Raw genomic sequence first — 19970 nt, forward strand, 5'->3', positions numbered from 1 at the left:
GGTTGGGGTCATGGCGCGACCCGACGGCCGAGCGGCCGACCAGCTGCGGCCGGTGACCCTGACCCGGCATTGGAGCATCCACCCCGAGGGGTCGGTGCTGGTGGAGTTCGGCAATACGCGAGTGCTCTGCACCGCGAGCGTCACCGAGGGGGTGCCCCGCTGGCGCAAGGGCTCCGGCCTGGGCTGGCTCACCGCGGAATACGCGATGCTCCCGCGGGCCACCAACACCCGGGGTGACCGCGAGAGCGTGAAGGGCAAGGTCGGCGGGCGGACGCAGGAGATCTCCCGCCTGATCGGCCGCAGCCTGCGGGCCTGCATCGACCTGAAGGCGCTCGGGGAGAACTCGATCGTCCTGGACTGCGACGTCCTCCAGGCCGACGGCGGCACCCGGACCGCGGCGATCACCGGGGCGTATGTCGCGCTCCACGACGCCGTCACCTGGCTGGCCGGGCGCAAGGCGCTGGCCGGCAAGGTGGACAAGGTGCTGCACACCTCGATCCAGGCGATCAGCGTCGGGATCATCGACGGCGAGGCGCGACTCGACCTGCCGTACGAGGAGGACGTCGCCGCCGAGGTCGACATGAACGTGGTGTGCACCGGCGCGGGCGACTTCGTCGAGGTGCAGGGCACCGGGGAGAACGGCGTGTTCAAGCGCGCCCAGCTGGACGCGATGCTCGACCTGGGCCTGGCCGGTTGTGCCGAGCTCGCGATCGTGCAGCAGAAGGCCCTGGCTCAGTGAGCGCTCGGCTGCTGCTCGCCACCGCGAATCAGAAGAAGCTCGTCGAGTTGCAGCGGATCCTGGACCTGGCGCTCGGCACGAGCCAGATCGAGCTGGTCGGCCTGGGCGACTTCCCGGGCTATCCGGACGTGCCCGAGACCGGTCTCACCTTCGGGGAGAACGCGCTGATCAAGGCCCGCGAGGGCGCCAAGCGCACCGGTCTGCCGACCGTCGCCGACGACTCCGGCCTCGCGGTGACCGCGCTCAACGGGATGCCCGGCGTGTTCAGCGCCCGCTGGTCCGGTGGCCACGGCGACGACGCGGCCAACCTGGACCTGGTGCTGGCCCAGGTCAGCGACGTCGACGACGAGCACCGTGGGGCGGCCTTCGTCTGTGCCGCCGCACTGGTCCTGCCGAACGGGCGGGAGCACCTGGTCGAGGGCCGGCAGAGCGGGCGGCTGCTGCGGGCGCGCCGGGGCGAGGGCGGGTTCGGATACGACCCGGTCTTCCTCGGGGACGGTCAGCAGCGGACGAACGCGGAGCTGAGCCCGGCCGAGAAGGACGCGATCAGCCACCGGGGCAAGGCGTTCCGGGAGCTGGCCAAGGTCATCGCCAAGGAGCTGCCCCGCTGACTTGACTCTGCCCTTGGGGCAGAGTCCACGATCGACACATGGCGTCGTTCATGATCGATCGGAGGCCACTCACCATCCCGGCATTCCGCCGGATGTGGGTGGCCTCGCTGGTCTCCGCGGTGGGCGGCTCGTTCAGCGCGGTCGCGGTGCCGGTCCAGCTCTATGCGGCCCAGGGCTCCTCGGCCGCGGTGGGGCTGGCCGCGGTGGTGTCCTTCGTGGGCCTGGCCGGGGCGTCGCTCGGGGTCGGCGCGCTGGCCGACTCGCACGACCGGCGCCGGGTGCTGCTGGCCGGTCAGGCCGGGCTGACCGTGGTCTATCTGGCGCTGTGGGCGCAGGCGGCGCTCGGCGGGGCGCCGCTGCCGGTGCTCCTGCTGCTGGTGGCCGGTCAGGGCGTGTTCCTCGGCGCGACGGGGACGACCGCCGGCGCGGTGCTGCCCCGGCTCGTCCGACCCGAGTTGCTGCCCGCGGCGAACAGTTTGAACTCGCTGGTCCGCTACACCGGCTGGATCCTCGGGCCGGCCCTGGCCGGGCTGTTGATCCCGCTCACCGGGCTGCCCGTGCTCTATCTCTGCGACGCGCTGGCCCTGCTCGTCGTCCTCGCCGCAGTCCACCGCCTGCCCGCGCTGCCGCCCATCGAGGCGCTGCCGTCCGCCGAGGCGCTGCCGTCCGCCGAGGCGCTGCCGTCCGCCGAGGCGCTGCCGTCCGCCGAGGCGCTGCCGTCCGCCGAGGCGGTGGCCCGGCAACCGATCGTCCGTCAGGTGACGGCGGGGTTCCGCTATCTGGCCGGCAGCCGGATGCTGGTCGCGGTGCTGACCGTCGATCTCGCGGCGATGCTGTTCGGGATGCCGTCGGCGCTCTTCCCGGAGCTGGCCGAGCGGGAGTTCGGCGCGTCGTCGGTCGGCCTGCTCTACGCCGCCTATCCGGTCGGGGTGGTGCTGGCCGGGCTCGGCTCGTCGTCGTTCACCCGGGCCCGGCGGCACGGCCTGCTGATGGCCGGCGCCGCCCTGGCCTGGGGCGTGACGGTCGCGGTGTTCAGCGTGGTGACGTGGCTGTGGGCGGCACTGGCCGTGCTGGTGGCCGGGGGCGCGGTCAACTTCGTGCTCAGCACGTTCCGCAACGCGATCGCCCAGGCCTGCACCGACGACGCGATGCGTGGCCGGATCCAGGGCGCGCTGACCGTCGTGCTGTTCGGCGGACCGCAGGTGGGAAGCATGCTGCACGGCGCGATCGGCGCGCTGGCCGGCCCGCGCCTGACCATCGGCGCGGGCGGCCTGCTCACCATCGGGACGGTCCTGATCGTCCTGCGAGCCGTCCCGGAGCTGCGTGCCTACACCGTCACGGAGCCCGGCCGGGGCGAGCTCGCCGCTGTGGGGCCCGGCCGGGGCGAGCTCGGCAAGGCCCCGAGGAGCGGTGATGTGGTCAGCTGAGCGGGCCCGTCGCGGCCTCGATCGCGGCCCGCAGCTCCGGCCCGGCGACGACCGCGCGGGTCTCCTCCAGCACCGGCGCCAGGAACAGGTCCGGCCCTGGCCGCCCGGCGAAGGGCTCCAGCGCGGCGACCGCGGCCCGTCCGGCCGGCGACGAGGTGATCGGGGCGCGCAGTTGCAGGCCGCGGACCGCCGAGAGCAGCTCCACGGCGAGCAGGCTGGTCAGGTTGTCCAGCACGGTGCGGAGCTTCTTGGTGGCGGCCCAGCCCATCGAGACGTGGTCCTCCTGCATGCCGCTGGTCGGCAGCGAGTCGACCGAGGCCGGCGAGGCCAGGCGGCGGTTCTCCGCGACGATCCCGGCCGCGGTGTACTGGGCGATCATCAGGCCCGAGTTCACCCCGGCGTCGGGGGAGAGGAACGGCGGCAGGTCCCGGCTCCGGGTCACGTCGAGCAGGCGGTCGACCCGGCGCTCGGCGATCGCGCCGACCTCGGCGGCCGCGATCGCGAGGAAGTCGGCGGCGAAGCCGAGCGGCGCGCCGTGGAAGTTGCCGGTCGACTCCACCCGGCCGTCCGGCAGCACCACCGGGTTGTCGACCACCGAGACGAGTTCGCGGGCGGCGGTCACCCGGACGAAGTCGAGGGTGTCCCGGGCCGCGCCGGCGACCTGCGGCGCGCAGCGGATCGAGTAAGCGTCCTGCACCGCGTGCGCCAGGTCGTCCCGGTGCGAGTCCATGATCGCCGAGTCCTGCAGGAGCCGGAGGATGTTGGCGGCGGAGGCGGCCTGGCCCGGGTGCGGGCGGATCGCGTGCAGCTCGGGGAGGAACGGCCGCTCCGAGCCGAGCATCGCCTCGGTCGCCAGCGCCGCGGTCACGTCGGCCATGGTGAACAGGTGCGCCGCGTCCGCGATGGCCAGCAGCAGCATGCCGAGCATGCCGTCGGTGCCGTTGATCAGCGCCAGCCCCTCCTTGGCGGCCAGCTCCAGCGGGCTCAGCCCGGCGGTGTGCAGGGCCTCGGCCGCGGAGATCCGGCCGCCGTCCTTGCCCAGCACCCAGCCCTCGCCGAGCAGCACGATCGCGCAGTGCGCGAGCGGCGCCAGGTCACCGGAGGCGCCCAGCGAGCCGTGCTCCGGCACCCACGGGGTGATGTCGTGGTTGAGCAGGTCGGCCAGCCCCTGGGCGAGCATCGGCCGGACCCCGGAGCGGCCCATCGCGAGCGACCGGACCCGGAGCAGCATCATCGCCCGGACCACCTCGCGCGGCATCGGCGCGCCGATCCCGGCGGCGTGCGAGCGGATCAGCGCGTGCTGCAGCTCGGCCCGGCGCTCCGGCTCGATCGACGTGTTGGCGAGCGCGCCGAAGCCGGTGGAGACGCCGTAAACCGGGCGGCCGGAGGCTTCGATGCCGTCCACGATGGCGCGACTGGCCGCCATCGCCTCGACGGCGGCGGGGGAGAGCTCGACCCGGGCGTTGTCGCGCGCGACGGCGATCACGTCGGCGGGTTCGATCCCGGTGGGCTGAACGATGACGGTCATAGCGGCACTCCGTTGTGGATCACGGTGCGAATCAGCGGAACGCCTGGCCGGTAGGCCAGGTGCAGGTGGGACGGCGCGTCGAGAACGATCAGGTCGGCGCGCGCGCCGGGGCGGATCACGCCGATGTCGTCGCGGCGCAGGGCCCGGGCGCCGCCGAGCGTCGCGGCCCGGACGGCCTCGGCCGGCGTCATCCGCATCTCGCGGACGGCCAGGGCGATGCAGAAGGACATCGACGACGTGTAGGAGGAGCCCGGGTTGCAGTCCGTCGCCAGCGCGACCAGCGCGCCGGCGTCGATGAGGCGCCGCGCGTCCGGGTAGGGCGACCGGGTGGAGAACTCCGCGCCGGGCAGCAGCGTGGCGACGGTCCGGTCCCACCCGTCGTGGCACATGCAGTCGACCTTCGCGGCGGCCAGCGCGTCCACGTCGGCGTCGCTCAGGTGGGTGCAGTGGTCGACGCTTGCCGCGTCGAGCTCGACGGCCAGCCGGACGCCCGGGCCGGGGCCGAGCTGGTTGCCGTGCACCCGCAGGCCCAGCCCCTTCTCCCGGCCGGCGGTCAGGATCGTGCGGGCCCGGTCCTCGTCGAAGGCGCCGCGCTCGACGAACGCGTCCACCCACTTGGCGTGCGGCGCGGCCAGGGCCAGCATGGGTCCGCAGATCAGGCTGACGTAGTCGTCCGGCCGGTCGGCGTACTCGGCCGGCACCACGTGCGCCCCGAGGAAGGTGGTCTCGCTGGTGAACTCCGAGGCGATCCGCAGCGAGCGGGCCTCGTCGGCGACGTTCAGGCCGTACCCGGACTTGATCTCGATCGTGGTCGTGCCCTGCCGCAGCGCCTCGCCCACCAGGCGCCGCGCATTGCCGCGAAGTTCGTCGTCGCTCGCCGCGCGAGTGGCGCCCACGGTGGTGCGGATGCCGCCGCCGGTGTAGGCCTCGCCGGCCATCCGGGCGGCGAACTCGGCGGCCCGATCGCCGGCGAACATCAGGTGCGCGTGGCTGTCCACGAACCCGGGCAGCACGGCCGCGCCGCCCGCGTCGATCCGCTCGTCGGCGGCCGGAGCCTCGGCCGCGGCGCCGACCCAGGCGATCGTCTCGCCGTCCAGGACCACCGCGGCGTCCCGGGCCAGGCCCGCCCCGGCGCCGTGCGCGTCGTTGGTGAACAGCTCACCGATGTTGGTGACCAGCAGACTCATGGCAGCACCGCCGCGATCGCCTTCTTCAGGGCTTCGGGTACGTCGATGGACCGGTGCCGTCCCCCGGCCACCACCGCCCGGCCGTCCACGATCACGTCGGTCACGTCAGCCGCGGTCGCCGCGAAGATCAGCCCGGCCGGATCGATCCCGGCGGTCCGCGCGGTGGACAGCGAGACCGCGACCAGGTCGGCCCGCTGTCCGACCGCGATCGCGCCGGCGTCGGACCAGCCGAGCGACGCGTGCCCGTCCCGGGTCGCCGCGGTGATCAGCTCGTCCGCCCCGAAGTGCCCGCGCCGCCGGGTGGCGAGCCGCTCGTCCAGCTCGACGCCGCGCGCCTCCTCGAACAGGTCGATCACCGCGTGACTGTCACTGCCCAGGGTCAGTTTCGCGGCGCCGTCCACGAGCGCCCGGGCCGGCCCGATGCCGTCGGCCAGGTCGCGCTCGGTGGTCGGGCAGAAGCAGACGTACTGCCCGCTCAGCAGCGCACGATCGTTCTCGGACAGGTGGGTGGCGTGGACGGCGGTGGTCATCGGCTGCCAGACGCCCATCGCGTCGAGCAGCTCGGTGGGGGAGCAGCCGTGTACGGCCTGGCACTGCTCGTTCTCGGCGGGCTGCTCGGAGAGGTGCACGTGGACCGGGTAGCCGTCGGTGCGGTACGCGAACGTGCCCATCCCGTCGACCGGGACCGCGCGCACCGAGTGCAGGGCCGCGCCGATCCGGGCATGATCCCCGCCGCCGCGCAGCTCGCCGAATCGGTCGAACCAGCCGTCGTAGTCGCCGTCGCCGAAGCGCCGCTGCACGCCTTCGAGGGGTTTGCCGTCGACGCTCGACGTCAGGTAGACCGTGTCGAGCAGGGTGATCCGGATGCCGGCCTCGGCGGCCGCCGCGGTCAGGGCGTGCCCCATCGCGTTGGCCTCGGCGTAGGGCGTGCCGTCCGGGTTGTGGTGCACGTAGTGGAACTCGCCGACGCACGTGACGCCGGCCAGGGCCATCTCCGCGTAGACCGCCCGGGCCAGCTGGAAGTAGTTGTCCGGGTCGAGCCGGCCGGCCACCTGGTACATCAGGTCGCGCCAGGTCCAGAAGCTGCCGCGGTCGTGGTGGGTGCGGCCGCGGAGGGCGCGGTGGAAGGCGTGTGAGTGCGCGTTCGCCATCCCGGGCAGAACGAGCCCGGGGAGAAAGCTGCCGGATTTGTCCGAAGAGTCAGGTGTGATAGCGAAAAATCGCCCATCCCTCACCTCGATCCGGACATTTCGCTCCGCAGCTCCGGAAATCCAGGCGTGCTCGGCCAGGTAGACCGTCACGTCAGCTCCCGCAGAACCGTGGCGAGCGCGGAAATCCCCGCCTCGCAGTCCGAGTCCGACGCCCCCTCGGCGGGAGCATGCGACACCCCGGTCGGATTGCGGACGAAGAGCATCGCCGTCGGCACGTGCGCCGACAGCACCCCGGCGTCGTGCCCGGCCCCGGTCGGCAGAATCGGCGCGCCCCCGAGCAGCTCCGACAGCCGCCGGGCCAGCTCGGTGTCGAACGCCACCTCGTCGGTCACCGACTCGGCGACCACCGACAGCTCGGTCCCGTCCCGCCCGGCCCGCTCGGTGGCCCGCTTGATCACCGACTCCAGCAGCCGATCCAGCGTCCCGGTCTCCGCGGCCCGGGCGTCCAGCCAGCCACGGACCAGCGACGGGATGGCGTTCGTCGCGTTCGGCTCGGCCTCGACCCGGCCCACGGTGGCGTGCGCGCCGATCAGCCGGGCCTCCTCGTTCGCCGCGAGCACGGTGTGGGCGAAGGTCAGCATCGGGTCGCGGCGGTCGGTCATCCGGGTGGTCCCGGCGTGGTCGCCGGCCCCGGCGAACTCCATCCGCCAGCGGCCGTGCGGCCAGATCGCGCTGGCCACCCCGACCGGGACGTCGAGTGCGCGGCCCTGCTCGATGTGCAGTTCTACGAAAGCGGACAAATTGCTCACGAGATCGAGCTGCCCGGCCGGTGCCGCCCCGAGCGCCTCGCCGAACGAAACGCCGTCCCGGTCGGTCAAGGCGGCGGCCTTCTCCGGCGGGATCACTCCGGTCAAAAGCCGAGAACCCAGACACGGTACGCCGAAACGCCCGCCCTCCTCCTCGGCGAACGCCCCGATCGCGATCTTCCCGGGCGACTCCAGCCGGTCCAGGGCGAGGAACGCGCTGACGATCCCCAGCGGCCCGTCATAACCCCCGCCGCCGGGAACCGAGTCGAAGTGCGAGCCGGTCAGCACGGTCCCCGGCGCCCACGGCTCCCCGCACCACGCGAACAGGTTGCCGTTGCCGTCCTCGGTCACGGTCATCCCGCGGTTGCCGGCCTGGCCCCGGAACCACTCGCGCAGGGTCAGTTCGGGCGGGGTCAGCGCGTATCGGAGATAGCCGCCGTTCGCGGCCCGGCCCACCGGCGCGATCTCGGCCCAGAGGGTGGCGAAGTCACTCATCGCGCATCGGAACCCGTACGTCGGAAGCCGCATTTGACTCATAGCCGGCATCCACGTGGCGCAGCACGCCCATCGCCGGGTCGTTGCTGAGCACCCGCTCGATCTTCTGCCCGGCCAGCGCGGTCCCGTCGGCCACACACACCTGACCGGCGTGGATGCTGCGCCCGATGCCGACCCCGCCGCCGTGGTGGATGGACACCCAGCTCGCCCCGGAAGCCGTGTTGACCAGGGCGTTCAGCAGCGGCCAGTCGGCGATCGCGTCGGAGCCGTCCAGCATCGCCTCGGTCTCCCGGTACGGCGACGCCACCGACCCGGCATCCAGATGGTCCCGCCCGATGACCAGCGGCGCGGACAACTCGCCGCTCGCCACCATGTCGTTGAACCGCACGCCGGCCTTGTCCCGCTCGCCGTGCCCGAGCCAGCAGATCCGCGCCGGCAGCCCCTGGAACGCGACCCGCTCGCCGGCCAGCCGGATCCACCGCGCGAGCGGCTCGTTCTCCGGGAACAGGTCGAGCACGGCCCGGTCGGTCGCGGCGATGTCGGCCGGGTCGCCGGAGAGCGCCGCCCAGCGGAACGGGCCCTTGCCCTCGGCGAACAGCGGCCGGATGTACGCCGGGACGAACCCGGGGAAGTCGAAGGCCCGGCTGTACCCGGCCAGTTGAGCCTCGCCGCGGATCGAGTTGCCGTAGTCGAAGACCTCGGCGCCGGCGTCCATGAAGCCGACCATCGCGGCGACCTGCTTGGCCATGCTGGCCCGGGCGCGGTCGGTGTATTCCTCCGGTTTATCCCGGGCGAACGCGGCCGAGTCCGCCAATTCGACCCCGACCGGCACGTAGGAGAGCGGGTCGTGCGCGCTGGTCTGGTCGGTGACGATGTCGATCTCGACGCCCCGGGTCAGCAGCTCGGGGAAGACGAGCGCGGCGTTGCCGACGACGCCGATAGAGATAGCCTTTTTTCCGGACTTGGCGGCCATCGCACGATTTATCGCATCGTCCAGGTCGTCGGCGATGACGTCCAGGTAGCGGGTATCGACCCGCCGCTGCAGCCTGGTCCGGTCGATGTCCACGACCAGGCAGACCCCACCGTTCATGGTGACCGCGAGCGGCTGCGCGCCACCCATCCCGCCACAACCACCGGTCAGCGTCAGCGTCCCCGCGAGGTCCCCGCCGAACCGCTTGGCGGCGACGGCCGCGAACGTCTCGTACGTGCCCTGCAGAATCCCCTGCGTGCCGATGTAGATCCAGGAGCCGGCGGTCATCTGCCCGTACATGGTCAGCCCGAGCTGCTCCAGCCGGCGGAACTCCGGCCAGGTCGCCCAGTCGCCGACCAGGTTCGAGTTCGCGATCAGCACCCGCGGCGCCCACTCGTGCGTGCGCAGCACCCCGACCGGCTTGCCGGACTGCACGAGCAGCGTCTCGTCGTCCTCCAGCACGTCCAGCTCGCGGACGATCGCGTGGAACGACGGCCAGTTGCGGGCGGCGCGGCCGGTTCCGCCGTACACCACAAGATCTTCGGGCCGTTCGGCCACATCCGGGTCGAGGTTGTTGAGCAACATGCGCTTGGCGGCCTCCTGCGGCCAACCCTTTGCGCTGTACGTCGTACCGCGAGGTGCACGGATCTCGGACATGCTTTCCTCCATCACGCCGTGAAAATGTTCCGTCGAGCGGCCGACGCCTCGAACTCCTCCAGGCGACGCTGCACCGGCTCGGGCGCGGCGTCACACATCGCCTCGAGCAGCACCATCGCCATCGCCATCGGCCCGGTGTGCAGGTCGAACACCAGCCGTGTGCCGACCGCGGCGGGCAGCACCACGTCGGCGTCGTCGGCCACCGGGCTCACCGCCGAGTCGGTGATCGCGACCACCGAGAAGCCGGCGGCCTTCGCCTCCCGGACCGCCTCGACCGACTCGCGCGGATAGCGTGGCAACACGATCGCCAGCATCGCACCGGCACCGGCGGCGCGGGCCTGATCCAGCCGGTCCTGCAGCCCGGTCCCGCCACTGTCCAGGACCCGCACGTCCGGAAAGACCTTCGCCGCGAAATACCCGAAATACGCCGCGAGCGGCGCTGCCGCCCTGAGCCCCAGCACCGGTAACGGTCTGCTGTCGGCAAGGAGCGAGGCAGCCTTCCGTACGTCGTCAGGCCGTTGCAGTTCCTCGGCCAGCCGCCGCAGATGCTCCCCCTCGGCCAGCACCGCCCGCTGCATGGAGTTCTCCCCGGCCGCCTCGCCGGGCGAGTCGGAGGCCAGCGCCCGCAGCTCCCGCCGCAGCGCCGGATATCCGGAATACCCCAGCGCCATCGCGAACCGGGTGACCGACGGCTGACTCACCCCGGCCAGCTCGGCGACCTCGGCGGCGGACAGATAGGCCGCCTTGGCCGCGTGCTCGACCAGGCTGTGCGCGATCCGCCGCTGCGTGGGGGTGAGCCGGGCCCCTTGAAACAGGTCGAGCACCCGCTCCGCCGCCCTGACCACTCCGTCATTCACACCGACAGCCTATGCATAAAAACTTTCAGAAGCTAGGCCACGCCGAGCTGGCGGAACAGGGTGGCCGTGTCGGAACAGATCCACTCCTCGGCGATGAGCCCGCCGGCGATCCGGTAGAACTCGTGGCTGACGTACTCGATGTGGTTCCCGGTCGGTGGGATGCCCAGGAACTCGCCGGAGTGGGTGCCGCGGAACCGCAGCCGGAGGGCGACCCGGTCGTCGGCGGCCACGATGTCCTCGATCTGCGCCCGCAGGTCCGGGAAGGCGTGCCGCATCATCTCGAAGCCCTCCCGCCACGCCTGCTGACCGTGCCGGGGCTCCGGCAGCTCGGCCAGATTCATGATCAGGTCCGGGGTGGTGAAGGCCACGCACCGGTCCGCGTCGCCGGCATTGAACGCCTCGAACGCGGCACGCAACAGATCGGAGTTCATGGTGTGCTCTCCTGTTCGTTCTCCGGGTCGGCGGCCGGGTCCGACCGCTTCATCAGCGTGAGGGCGAGCCGGATGGCGGCCGCCTGGGCCGGGGCGAAGTCCGCGTAGAAGGCCGCGGCGAAGCCGTCGCCCGTCTCCTCGAACGCGCCGTCCGGGATCCGGATCGCCCGCCGGGCCGGCTCCGGGATGGACGCCAGGATCTGCCGGGCGGCCGTCTCCACCCGCGGATCGTCGGCAGCCGCGCCGGCCAGCTCGTCGAGGAGCGCGTAGACCGCGTGCGCCTGCTCGACCGCCCCCGGGTCGTCGGCCATGCCCTCGGCGAGTTTGTCGAGCCAGTCGGCGCCGTGCGCGCCCGATACGGTCTCCAGCATCGCCATCACCTCGCGGTCCCGCACCGCCATCGCCGGCTCCGGCCCGGGGCCACCGGCCGCGGCCATGCTGCTGAAGAGCGTGGCCAGCCCGGGCGAGACCGGGGCCTGCTCGGCGGGCAGGCCGTCGTCCGCCTGCCGGAGCAGCTGCGCCAGCCGGGCCCGGCGCCGGCGGATGTCCGCCTCCTGGCCGGCCAGATCGGCGTCGAGCTCGCGGAGGATCTCGGCCAGGTCCCGGTCGGCGTCACCGGCCAGCACCTCGCCGACCTCGGCCAGGCTCAGCCCCAACTCGACGAGGCGGCGGACCCGGGCCAGGGCGACGGCGTCCCGCAGCGTGTAGTCCCGGTAGCCGTTCCCCCGGCGGGCGGGCTCGGCCAGCAGGCCGACCCGGTGGTAGTGCCGGATGGCCCGGGTGCTGATCCCGACCAGCTCGGCGAGTTCTCCGATCCGCATGCCTCCAGGAGACACCTTGACGCTACGACAAGGTCAACCCGGCGGCCCGCCGCTAACCGCCGCGGCTGTTGAGGTAGCCCAGGACGACGGCGGTCCACCAGGCCAGCTGGGAGATCAGCGTGGCGGCGGCGGAGCGCAGCAGCAGGGCGGTCGGCGGCTCCGGGTGGCGGGTGAGTTCGGACAGCAGGCGGCCGGCGTAGACGCCGTTCAGACCCACGATCAGGACCGCGACCGCCTTCGGGTCGGCCGGAACGCCCAGGAACAGGCCGGAGGCCATCAGGCCGGCGAAACCGGCCCAGGTCGGGACGTGTGCGCCGTGGGCGGTGCGCAGCACGTCGGCGAGGGTGCCGCGGCCGGTCAGCCAGAGCAGGCCGAACCAGTCGACCAGCAGGACGGCGCCGAGGCCGACCACCATCGAGCCGAGGTGCACGAAGAGCGCCACGTCGTGCACCCGGCCGGTGGGCGGGCTGCTCGGGGCGACCGCCAGCACCGCCAGCCAGCACGCCACCACGGGCGCGAAGCGCCACACGGGCGAGACCGGGCGCCGGTGCCGGCCGGAGATCACAACCACACCTGGGAGACGGCCGCCGGACCGCTCGACAACACAAAACCCCGACCACGGTCGGCACCGGATGTAGACCGTGGGAGGGTCCGCCGCCGGGCACCCGCTCATAGCGTCGATCCCATGATTGAAGTCGACGGATTGGTGAAGCGATTCGGGGCGACGACCGCGGTCGACGGGTTGTCGTTCGAGGTACGGGCCGGCCGGGTGACCGGGTTTCTCGGGCCGAACGGGGCCGGCAAGTCGACCACCATGCGGATGATCCTGGGACTGGACCGGCCGAGCGCGGGGCGCGCGACCGTCGGCGGGCGGCCGTACCGGGAGCATCCGGCGCCGCTCACCGTGGTCGGAGCGCTGCTGGAGGGTAGGGCCGTGCATCGGGGGCGCACGGCCCGGGAGCACCTCCTCGGGCTGGCCCGCACGCACGGGATCCCGCCGGGCCGGGTGGACGCGGTGCTGGCCGAGGCCGGGATCGGCGCGGTGGCCCGCCGGCGGGCCGGCGGCTTCTCGCTCGGGATGGGGCAGCGGCTCGGGATCGCGGCGGCGCTGCTCGGCGATCCGGCCGTGGTGATCCTCGACGAGCCGGTGAACGGGCTGGACCCGGACGGCGTGCTGTGGATCCGGACGCTGTTGCGGCGGCTGGCCGGCGAGGGTCGCACCGTCCTGGTCTCCAGTCACCTGATGAGCGAGATGGCGGTGACCGCCGACCACCTGCTGGTGATCGGGCACGGGCGCCTGCTCGCCGACACCGGCCTCGACGACCTGCTGCGGCAGTCCACCTGCCTGGTGCGGTCGCCGGACGCGGCCGGGCTGCGCGAGGTGCTCGCCGCCCGCGGCGCGACGGTGACCGCGCGGGATGCCGGGCTGCTGGAGGTGGCCGGGCTCGAACCCGAGGAGATCGGGGCCGCGGCGGCCGAGCACCGGCTCACGGTGTACGAGCTGACCCCGCTCAAGACGTCGCTGGAGCAGGCGTACATGGAGCTGGTGCGGTCATGATCAAGCTGACGTTCGCCCGGATCCTGTCCGCCGAGTACGGCAAGCTGCGCGCCCTGCGCTCCACCTGGGTGCTGCTCGGCACGGTCGCGGTCCTGACCGTGACCCTGGCCGGGGTGATCGGCTGGAACGCGAACCGGCTGCCCGGCGCGTCCAACACCCCGGCCGGGCTGATCGGCCGGGCGTTCCTCGGGATCGACGTGTTCTCCCTGCTCCTGGGTGCGTTCGGGATCCTCGCGGTGACCGGTGAGTACAGCTCCGGGCTGATCCGGTCGACGTTCGCCGCGGTGCCGCGACGGCTGCCGGTGCTGTGGGCGAAGGCGGTCGCGCTGGCCGGGCTCGCGGCGCCGGTGATGCTCCTGTCGTGCGTCGCCGCGCTGGTCGCCACCCAGGCGTTCGCGCCGGCCGCGGACCGGCTCGGGCCGGGCGATCCGGGGGTGTTCCGGGCGGTGCTCGGCGCGGCGGCGGCGCCGGTGGCGCTCGCGCTGATCGGGCTCGGGCTCGGCGCGCTGCTGCGGCACACCGCCACCGCGCTCACCGCGTACGTCCTGCTCATCCTGGTCGCGCCGGCGGTGCTCAGCCAGACGCTGCCGGAGTCGGTCGGGAACCACGTGCTGAAGTACATCCCGGTCGCGGCGGCGCAGGCGCTGTACGCGGTGCGGGGCACCGGGAACCCGTTCACGATCCTGACCCCGGGCCCGGCCGCCCTGGTCACCGCGGGCTGGGTGCTCCTGGCGCTGGCGGCCGGCGGGGCCGTGCTCTGGAGACGGGATCCCTGAGTGGTCCACACTGGGCGGATGAGACCGCGCGCGGTGGCCGCCGGGATCGCCGCGCTGGCGGCCCTGGCCTGCGGAATCATCCTGACCGGCCGGACCGGGGCGACGGTCACCGCGACCGGCCCGGCGGACTGGGTCGCGGTGGTGCTGCTGCCGGTCCCGCTGATCTGGCGGCGGCCCGCCCCGGTGCTGGTCTTCGCCCTGGTCACCGGTGCCTACTGGGCGACCCAGGCGGCCGGGCTGCAGAATCCGGGCGCGCTGCTGGTGCCGTTGCTGGCGTTGCACTCGCTGGCCCGGCACCGGCCGGCCCGCTACGTCTGGGTGGCCGCGGCGCTCACCGTGCTGCCCGGGCTCGGCGCTCGCGAGGACTGGGTCGCGGTCGCGGCGGTGGCCGCGCTGATCGTGGCGGTCGCGCTGGTCGGGATCAGTCAGCGGACCCGGGCGGCGTACCTCGTGGAGCTGGAGGACCGGGCCCGGCGGCTGGAGATCGAGCGGGATCAGCGGGCGCGGCTCGCGGTGGCCGAGGAACGCGCGCGGATCGCCCGGGAGATGCACGACGTGGTGGCGCACCACATCGCGGTGATGATCGCGCTGTCCGACGGCGCGGCCGCGACCGCGCCCGGCGATCCGGCGCGGGCGGCCGGCGTGATGGGCCAGGCTTCGGCGGTCGGCCGGGAGGCGATGGGCGAGATGCGCAAGCTCGTCGGACTATTGAACGACTTCTCTGGTACGCCGGTAGCCCACGCCCCGCAGCCCGGCCTCGACGACCTCGACGCCCTGATCGACCGGGTCCGCGCCGCCGGCCTCGAGGTCACCCTGATCCGCGAGGGCACGCCCAGCGGCGGGAGCCCCGGCGCCGCCCTGGCCGTCTACCGGGTCGTCCAGGAGGCCCTGACCAACGCCCTCAAGCACGCCGGCCCGAACGCCACCGTCGAGGTCACCGTGCGCCACCAACCGCCATATACCGAAATTTCGGTCACGGACAACGGCACCGGACGCGACGCGGCCCCGGACGGCCACGGGCTGGCCGGCATGCGGGAACGGGTCGCTCCCTACGACGGCCACGTCGAAGCCGGTCCGAGATCCGGAAACGGCTGGCGGGTCCACGCGACCCTGAGGCTCCGATGACCGTCACCGTGCTGCTGGTCGACGACCAGCCGCTGCTCTCGCTCGGCTTCCGCCTGGTGCTGGAGGCGCAGCCGGACATCACCGTGGTCGGCGAGGCCGGCGACGGCGCGCAGGCGATCCGGATGACCCGGGCGCTCCGGCCGGACGTGGTGCTGATGGACGTACGGATGCCGGTCCTGGACGGCATCGAGGCGACCCGGCGGATCGTCGCGGACGGCAACCCGGCCCGGATCCTGGTGCTGACCACGTTCGACCTGGACGAATACGTCTACGCCGCGCTGCGGGCCGGAGCCAGCGGGTTCCTGCTCAAGGACGTGCCCCCGGCCGACCTGATCAGCGCGATCCACGCGGTCGCCGGTGGGCACGCGGCCGTCGCCCCGGCGGTCACCCGGCGACTTCTGGACGCGTTCGTGCCACACCTGCCCGTCACCGGGCCGACGTCGCCGAAGACGGACCGGCTCACCGAACGGGAACGCGAGGTTCTCGTCCTGGTGGGCCGGGGCCGCTCGAACGGCGAGATCGCCGACGAGCTGCACCTGTCCGAGGCGACCGTGAAGGCGCACGTCGGACGACTGCTCGGCAAGCTCGAGTTGCGTGACCGGGTGCAGATCGTCGTTTACGCCCACGAGAACCGGCTGGTCTAGCCGATCGCGATGTCGTCCACGTTCACGTTGACGGCGAGGACGCGCAGGCCGTAGCTCTGCACCGCCTCGGTCACCTTCTCCTGAACGGCGCTGGTCACCTCGGCGACCACGGTGCCGGCGGCCAGGACGACCACCACGTTGACGGTCACCGTGCCGTCCTTGACCTCGGCCGAGACGCCCCGGCTCGCGTCGCCGACGGTGTCCAGGCCGACCTTGTCGAGCACGCTGTTGAAGAAGCGCGAGACGTCGCCGCCCAGATCCGAGACGCCGGGGACGGTGCGCGCCGCGGCGGCGGCGATCTTCTCCACCACCTCGCCCGAGACAGTGGTGCTTCCGCTCGCCGGGGTGGCGCCAGTGGGTTCGGTCATGGCCCTGTGTTCTCCGCTCTTGACGCAGATTCGCGACTCCGCGGGGAGCGTACTGAAGATCCGCCGCGCCCCGCCAGACCGGTATCCGACTGACCGCCGGAGAACACGTGAATTCGCACTGTCCATGGTGGTCCGAATACGGAAAACGGCGCGATCACGTCGTGTCGAAACGGATTCCTACATCGGCCTCTAGCTGGGAAAACGTGGCACATTCGGGGGCTTCGAGGGCCGGTAATGTGCGGAGGAAGAGCCTGGGAGGCGTCATGGACAATGACCACTACGGCGACGAGTTGACCTTGCGGTTGTCCGGGATCGCCGACATCACCGCGCTCGACGACGATCGGGCCTTGACAACCTTCATGCGCGAGCTGGTGGCGCGGATCGGGATGACCGTCATCGCCGGCCCGATGGTCGCCACCGAGGACGGCCCGCCGGAGCGGGCCGGCAAGTCGGCCGTGGTCATCCTGGCCGAGTCGCACGCCGCCATCCACACCTACCCGCACCTGCGGGAGATCTTCGTCAACGTCTTCTCCTGCAAGCCGTTCCACGAGGCCGACGTGCTCGCCGAGTTCCGCCGGCTGGTCGGCGACTACCGGATCAGCGAGCACCTCCTGCGCCGCCGCGGCGAGGAGTGGCCGCGCGACCTCGCCTCGGCGGAGCAGCTCTGGAGCGACCATCGGGCCGCACTATCGTCGGTGCATGACTGACATCGTGCGTCTCAGCGCCGGCGACGCCGCGCCCGACTTCTCGCTCCCCACCGACAACGGCGACCGCCTCACGCTCAAGGACCTGCGCGGACGCAAGGTCGTGCTGTATGCGTACCCGGCCGCGATGACACCCGGCTGCACCAAGCAGGCCTGTGACTTCCGGGACTCGCTGGCCTCGCTGCAGGCCGCCGGTTACGAGGTGGTCGGCATCTCGCCCGACAAGCCGGCCAAGCTCGCCAAGTTCCGCGAGCGCGACGCGATCACGTTTCCGCTGGTCAGCGACGAGGACAAGAGCGTCCTGACGGCGTATGGTGCGTTCGGCGAGAAGCAGCTCTACGGCAAGACGGTCACCGGGGTGATCCGTTCGACGTTCATCATCGACGAGGACGGCGCCATCGAGCACGCCTTCTACAACGTCAAGGCCACCGGTCACGTCGCCAAGCTGCGCCGCGACCTCGGCCTGGACTGACCGCGCCCCGCACCGACCGCCCACTTCCCTGATCGCGTCCGAACTTCGGGAAAGTCCGCAGGTCCGGGGCCTGCACGCCGAAGAGGAGAACACTCCACAGCCCGCATCGGCGCGAGGCAGCCCGGACTCACGGCGGTCGTCATGCGGTAGCCAACCCGCAAGGCGGCCGCCGTGCACGCTTTTACGATCACATTCATTTATTGCCTATGCTGCGGCCGATAACTGATCGTCGCTCCCGCGGGGACCCTTCCGGGCTTCGCAAGGGCGCGGGGCGCCCAGAACGCAAAGCCCTACAGGGCGGCGTCCGTGGGTGGTTGCGGTTTCAAAGGACCCAAAACCGAGTTCAGTGGTGCGGAAGAAGGGACTCGAACCCTCACGCCCTCTCGGGCACGGGCACCTAAAACCCGCGCGGCTGCCAATTTCGCCACTCCCGCCCGTTTTGCCCATCAAGAGCAAAGCGTTGGGTGGAGTCTAAACGCTCGCCCCAGTTCATGGCGCCTCGGTTCATCCCGTTCGTGTCACACGCTCCCAGCCGGGGCCGGAGGCGCGGCTGGGCCTGACGTGGCAGCGGAGTCGCGTGGGTCCTTGGAAACCGCAACCACCCTCGGACGTCGCCCTGGAGGGTCTCGCGTTTTTGGGCGCCCCGCGCCCTGCGAGGCCCGGAAGGGTCCCCGCGGGAGCGACGATCAGTTATCGGCCGCAGCCGAGGCAAAAAAGAATTTGATCTTTATGGGGTGGACAAACGGCAGCCCCACCGGGCGGGGGCGGGGCTGCCGTTCGGGGGACCGCGGAAAGCTAGCCGCAGCTGGCCGGTTCAGGGTTGCCGGCCAGGTTGAGGAGGGCGTCCTCGGTGGTGCCCGGAACGGCCGCAGCCGATTCGGGCAGCGGGGCCACCGAGGACGCCGAGGGGGGAACGGAGGCGGGCGTGGCGGGTGACGATTTCTTCGCCGCCGGGGACGACGAAGTCTTGGCCGCGGACTTGACGGTGCTGGAGCGGCCGGACACCGACGTGGACGTCTTCTGCACGACGCCCGGCTTCATCGCGATGCCGGACACCGTCGTCGTGTTGCCGTAGACGTCGGTGAGTTTCAGCTTGTACGGACCGGAGCCGGCGCCGCTGTCGATCAGCCAGTAGTTGTAGTCGGTCCGGTACGCGGACTTGAACGAGCCGCCCGGACCGGCCACCTGGACCGATTTCAGCAGGTTGGCGTGGTTGTCGATGCGCGCCGCGAACCAGTACTGCGACGCGCCCTCCTTGATCCGGACGGTGACCGGGCCGGGCACCGAGGGGTTCGTGACCAGCTTGTACTTGATCGAGATGATGCCGGCGACCTCGCTGCCGATCTTCTTGAACGCGGTCCGGCTCAGGTCCAGGTGCCCGGTGTCGCACTCCGGGCAGGAGTCGAAGACCTTGACCCGGACCGAGCCCTTCGGGCCGGTGACGTCGAGATACGCGCCGCAGGAGGCGCCGTCGGCGTACTGGTCCGGGCCGAGCGCCACGTAGAGATCGTCGGCCGGCACCTCGAACGAGCAGTTGCCGGACGTGCCGCCCAGGTCGTAGAAGGTCGCCTTGCCGGTCTTCGTGCTCGTGCTCGGCGGCGCGGCACACGCCGACCCGCCGGACTGCAGCAGCAGCGCCACGCCGATGATGCCGGCGAGAACGGCGGCGCCGCCGGCGGCGAGCCAACGGGTCGGGAACGGTCGTCGATGAGCACTCACGCTCAGCGATACTTGTAGGGCCGGGCGCTTCCGGCAAACCTTCTAAGACACTCCTAAGACACATGTACCGCTAATGAGTGCCGCGTCACTCCAACGGTGTCACCGTGTCGCCGAGCCGCAACACTCCGGTGTCACCGGCGGCGAGGTCCGGGATCAGGTTCACCGCGAACATCAGGCCGCCGTCGATCCGGCGATGCTTGCCCAGGACGTGCAGCGGCTGCCGCCCGGACTCCCCGGTCTCCTGATCGATCGTGGTCACCCGGCACCGGGCGCAGTGCTTGGCGACCCGGAACGTCATCCCGCCGATCCGCAGCCGCCCGCCCAGCCAGCCGTCCTCGGCCCAGGCCGGTGCGCCGTCGACCACCAGGTTCGGCCGGAAGCGGTGCATCGGGACCGGTTCGTCGCCGCCCTCGGTCAGCCAGTCGTTGACCGCGTCCAGCGAGGCGGTGTTCGCCAGCAGCACCGGGTAGCCGTCGGCGAAGCTGACCCGGTCGTCCGGCGCCGCGCGCTCCTCGATGGTCCGGCTCGTCGGATCCGACTGCCAGACCAGCCGCACGTCCCGGCCGAGGAACGCGCTGACCCAGGCCGACTCCGCGACCCGGCCGGGAATCTCCGGCTTGTTGCGGAACACCCGGATCGCGACCTTCGGGCCGTCGGCCGGCTCGTCCAGATCAAGATCGGACAGACCCGGGGCGGACAGCAGCAGACCCCCGGGGCGCGGCCGGACCCGCAACTGGGTCAGCAGCGGAGCGTCCCGCTGGGTGATGCCCACCCCATCGACGTTCACGATCATCCAGCGGCGATCGTCGCGGAGACCCCAGGGCTCGACCACGGCGGTGGCGTGGTCCAGGCGGTGGCAACCCTTGACCGGATACGTGTGCAGTTCGGCGATCCGCATTCACCCAGTTTTTCATGTTCCTGGCA

General features: G+C 72.2%; 21 protein-coding genes and 1 tRNA gene. 9 read left to right on the top strand and 13 right to left on the bottom strand.

Translation table 11 applies throughout. The features are described from left to right. The first annotated feature begins 10 nt into the window (after positions 1 to 10). From rph to L3i22_RS05135, 3 genes are read left to right on the top strand one after another with little or no spacing between them, the layout of a single operon-like run. Positions 11 to 739, top strand: a complete 729-nt coding sequence (gene rph, locus L3i22_RS05125) for a ribonuclease PH (protein WP_221325848.1) — start codon at positions 11 to 13, stop codon at positions 737 to 739. Then, positions 736 to 1350, top strand: coding sequence for an RdgB/HAM1 family non-canonical purine NTP pyrophosphatase (gene rdgB, locus L3i22_RS05130; RefSeq protein ID WP_221325849.1), 615 nt, complete (start codon positions 736 to 738; stop codon positions 1348 to 1350). The genes rph and rdgB overlap by 4 nt, the downstream gene beginning before the upstream one ends. Before the next feature lie 38 nt (positions 1351 to 1388). Beyond that, on the top strand, positions 1389 to 2777 hold the full coding sequence (locus L3i22_RS05135; RefSeq protein ID WP_255657960.1) for an MFS transporter: 1389 nt from the start codon (positions 1389 to 1391) through the stop codon (positions 2775 to 2777). On the opposite strand, the gene hutH is transcribed toward L3i22_RS05135, so the two are convergent. From hutH to L3i22_RS05180, 9 genes are read right to left on the bottom strand one after another with little or no spacing between them, the layout of a single operon-like run. Continuing rightward, a complete protein-coding gene (gene hutH / locus L3i22_RS05140) occupies positions 2770 to 4305 on the bottom strand; it encodes a histidine ammonia-lyase (RefSeq protein ID WP_221325850.1) in 1536 nt (511 codons plus the stop codon). The genes L3i22_RS05135 and hutH overlap by 8 nt on opposite strands. Further along, positions 4302 to 5492 carry an imidazolonepropionase gene (gene hutI / locus L3i22_RS05145; protein ID WP_221325851.1) on the bottom strand — a complete coding sequence of 397 codons (1191 nt, stop codon included), beginning with the start codon at positions 5490 to 5492 and terminating at the stop codon, positions 4302 to 4304. Before hutI ends, hutH begins: the two co-directional genes overlap by 4 nt. After that, complete coding sequence (locus L3i22_RS05150) at positions 5489 to 6793, bottom strand: formimidoylglutamate deiminase (protein WP_221325852.1); 1305 nt, start codon at positions 6791 to 6793, stop codon at positions 5489 to 5491. Before L3i22_RS05150 ends, hutI begins: the two co-directional genes overlap by 4 nt. Then, positions 6790 to 7944: an allantoate amidohydrolase gene (locus L3i22_RS05155; RefSeq protein ID WP_221325853.1), complete on the bottom strand. Its 1155-nt coding sequence runs from the start codon at positions 7942 to 7944 to the stop codon at positions 6790 to 6792. The genes L3i22_RS05150 and L3i22_RS05155 overlap by 4 nt, the downstream gene beginning before the upstream one ends. After that, positions 7937 to 9571 (bottom strand): urocanate hydratase, encoded by a 1635-nt coding sequence (gene hutU, locus L3i22_RS05160; RefSeq protein ID WP_221325854.1) that lies wholly within the window; start codon positions 9569 to 9571, stop codon positions 7937 to 7939. Before hutU ends, L3i22_RS05155 begins: the two co-directional genes overlap by 8 nt. An 11-nt stretch (positions 9572 to 9582) precedes the next feature. Then, positions 9583 to 10428 (bottom strand): MurR/RpiR family transcriptional regulator, encoded by an 846-nt coding sequence (locus L3i22_RS05165; RefSeq protein ID WP_221325855.1) that lies wholly within the window; start codon positions 10426 to 10428, stop codon positions 9583 to 9585. A 32-nt stretch (positions 10429 to 10460) separates the two neighbouring features. Next, positions 10461 to 10859, bottom strand: coding sequence for an ester cyclase (locus tag L3i22_RS05170; protein WP_221325856.1), 399 nt, complete (start codon positions 10857 to 10859; stop codon positions 10461 to 10463). Further along, positions 10856 to 11680, bottom strand: a complete 825-nt coding sequence (locus tag L3i22_RS05175) for a MerR family transcriptional regulator (RefSeq protein WP_221325857.1) — start codon at positions 11678 to 11680, stop codon at positions 10856 to 10858. The genes L3i22_RS05170 and L3i22_RS05175 overlap by 4 nt, the downstream gene beginning before the upstream one ends. 52 nt (positions 11681 to 11732) lie before the next feature. Next, a complete protein-coding gene (locus tag L3i22_RS05180; protein WP_221325858.1) occupies positions 11733 to 12245 on the bottom strand; it encodes a hypothetical protein in 513 nt (170 codons plus the stop codon). 120 nt (positions 12246 to 12365) lie between these two features. Here L3i22_RS05180 and L3i22_RS05185 point away from each other — a divergent pair, with 120 nt between their 5' ends. From L3i22_RS05185 to L3i22_RS05200, 4 genes are read left to right on the top strand one after another with little or no spacing between them, the layout of a single operon-like run. Continuing rightward, entirely contained in the window at positions 12366 to 13238 is an 873-nt protein-coding gene (locus tag L3i22_RS05185) for an ABC transporter ATP-binding protein (RefSeq protein WP_221325859.1), read from the top strand. Then, positions 13235 to 14014, top strand: coding sequence for a hypothetical protein (locus L3i22_RS05190; protein ID WP_221325860.1), 780 nt, complete (start codon positions 13235 to 13237; stop codon positions 14012 to 14014). Before L3i22_RS05185 ends, L3i22_RS05190 begins: the two co-directional genes overlap by 4 nt. Positions 14015 to 14032: 18 nt before the next feature. Further along, complete coding sequence (locus tag L3i22_RS05195) at positions 14033 to 15139, top strand: sensor histidine kinase (RefSeq protein WP_221325861.1); 1107 nt, start codon at positions 14033 to 14035, stop codon at positions 15137 to 15139. Beyond that, complete coding sequence (locus tag L3i22_RS05200; protein ID WP_221325862.1) at positions 15136 to 15783, top strand: response regulator transcription factor; 648 nt, start codon at positions 15136 to 15138, stop codon at positions 15781 to 15783. The genes L3i22_RS05195 and L3i22_RS05200 overlap by 4 nt, the downstream gene beginning before the upstream one ends. Here the strand turns inward: L3i22_RS05200 and L3i22_RS05205 are convergent. Continuing rightward, entirely contained in the window at positions 15780 to 16151 is a 372-nt protein-coding gene (locus L3i22_RS05205; RefSeq protein ID WP_221325863.1) for an Asp23/Gls24 family envelope stress response protein, read from the bottom strand. The genes L3i22_RS05200 and L3i22_RS05205 overlap by 4 nt on opposite strands. Before the next feature lie 263 nt (positions 16152 to 16414). Between L3i22_RS05205 and L3i22_RS05210 the strand changes: the two genes are divergently transcribed. Together L3i22_RS05210 and bcp are read left to right on the top strand one after the other, a co-directional pair. Continuing rightward, complete coding sequence (locus tag L3i22_RS05210) at positions 16415 to 16858, top strand: S-adenosylmethionine decarboxylase family protein (RefSeq protein WP_221325864.1); 444 nt, start codon at positions 16415 to 16417, stop codon at positions 16856 to 16858. Further along, on the top strand, positions 16851 to 17327 hold the full coding sequence (gene bcp / locus L3i22_RS05215) for a thioredoxin-dependent thiol peroxidase (protein ID WP_221325865.1): 477 nt from the start codon (positions 16851 to 16853) through the stop codon (positions 17325 to 17327). The genes L3i22_RS05210 and bcp overlap by 8 nt, the downstream gene beginning before the upstream one ends. A 347-nt stretch (positions 17328 to 17674) precedes the next feature. Here bcp and L3i22_RS05220 read toward each other — a convergent pair. The 3 genes from L3i22_RS05220 to L3i22_RS05230 all read right to left on the bottom strand — a co-directional run bounded on the left by L3i22_RS05220 (position 17675) and on the right by L3i22_RS05230 (position 19944). After that, positions 17675 to 17761: transfer RNA gene (locus L3i22_RS05220), tRNA-Leu, on the bottom strand. Positions 17762 to 18122: 361 nt separating this feature from the next. Continuing rightward, complete coding sequence (locus L3i22_RS05225) at positions 18123 to 19046, bottom strand: expansin EXLX1 family cellulose-binding protein (protein WP_221325866.1); 924 nt, start codon at positions 19044 to 19046, stop codon at positions 18123 to 18125. 85 nt (positions 19047 to 19131) lie between these two features. After that, on the bottom strand, positions 19132 to 19944 hold the full coding sequence (locus L3i22_RS05230) for an MOSC domain-containing protein (RefSeq protein ID WP_221325867.1): 813 nt from the start codon (positions 19942 to 19944) through the stop codon (positions 19132 to 19134). Between the last annotated feature and the right edge of the window lie 26 nt (positions 19945 to 19970).

This window comes from Actinoplanes sp. L3-i22 (genome assembly GCF_019704555.1).
Taxonomy (GTDB): domain Bacteria; phylum Actinomycetota; class Actinomycetes; order Mycobacteriales; family Micromonosporaceae; genus Actinoplanes.

Excerpts from the sequence above, each read along its gene's own strand:
- rph (WP_221325848.1), top strand. The coding sequence starts at position 11 with ATGGCGCGACCCGACGGCCGAGCGGCCGACCAGCTGCGGCCGGTGACC.
- L3i22_RS05135 (WP_255657960.1), top strand. The coding sequence starts at position 1,389 with ATGGCGTCGTTCATGATCGATCGGAGGCCACTCACCATCCCGGCATTC.
- hutH (WP_221325850.1), bottom strand. The coding sequence starts at position 4,305 with ATGACCGTCATCGTTCAGCCCACCGGGATCGAACCCGCCGACGTGATC.
- hutI (WP_221325851.1), bottom strand. The coding sequence starts at position 5,492 with ATGAGTCTGCTGGTCACCAACATCGGTGAGCTGTTCACCAACGACGCG.
- L3i22_RS05155 (WP_221325853.1), bottom strand. The coding sequence starts at position 7,944 with ATGAGTGACTTCGCCACCCTCTGGGCCGAGATCGCGCCGGTGGGCCGG.
- hutU (WP_221325854.1), bottom strand. The coding sequence starts at position 9,571 with ATGTCCGAGATCCGTGCACCTCGCGGTACGACGTACAGCGCAAAGGGT.
- L3i22_RS05170 (WP_221325856.1), bottom strand. The coding sequence starts at position 10,859 with ATGAACTCCGATCTGTTGCGTGCCGCGTTCGAGGCGTTCAATGCCGGC.
- L3i22_RS05175 (WP_221325857.1), bottom strand. The coding sequence starts at position 11,680 with ATGCGGATCGGAGAACTCGCCGAGCTGGTCGGGATCAGCACCCGGGCC.
- L3i22_RS05185 (WP_221325859.1), top strand. The coding sequence starts at position 12,366 with ATGATTGAAGTCGACGGATTGGTGAAGCGATTCGGGGCGACGACCGCG.
- L3i22_RS05190 (WP_221325860.1), top strand. The coding sequence starts at position 13,235 with ATGATCAAGCTGACGTTCGCCCGGATCCTGTCCGCCGAGTACGGCAAG.
- L3i22_RS05195 (WP_221325861.1), top strand. The coding sequence starts at position 14,033 with ATGAGACCGCGCGCGGTGGCCGCCGGGATCGCCGCGCTGGCGGCCCTG.
- L3i22_RS05200 (WP_221325862.1), top strand. The coding sequence starts at position 15,136 with ATGACCGTCACCGTGCTGCTGGTCGACGACCAGCCGCTGCTCTCGCTC.
- L3i22_RS05205 (WP_221325863.1), bottom strand. The coding sequence starts at position 16,151 with ATGACCGAACCCACTGGCGCCACCCCGGCGAGCGGAAGCACCACTGTC.
- L3i22_RS05210 (WP_221325864.1), top strand. The coding sequence starts at position 16,415 with ATGGACAATGACCACTACGGCGACGAGTTGACCTTGCGGTTGTCCGGG.
- bcp (WP_221325865.1), top strand. The coding sequence starts at position 16,851 with ATGACTGACATCGTGCGTCTCAGCGCCGGCGACGCCGCGCCCGACTTC.
- L3i22_RS05230 (WP_221325867.1), bottom strand. The coding sequence starts at position 19,944 with ATGCGGATCGCCGAACTGCACACGTATCCGGTCAAGGGTTGCCACCGC.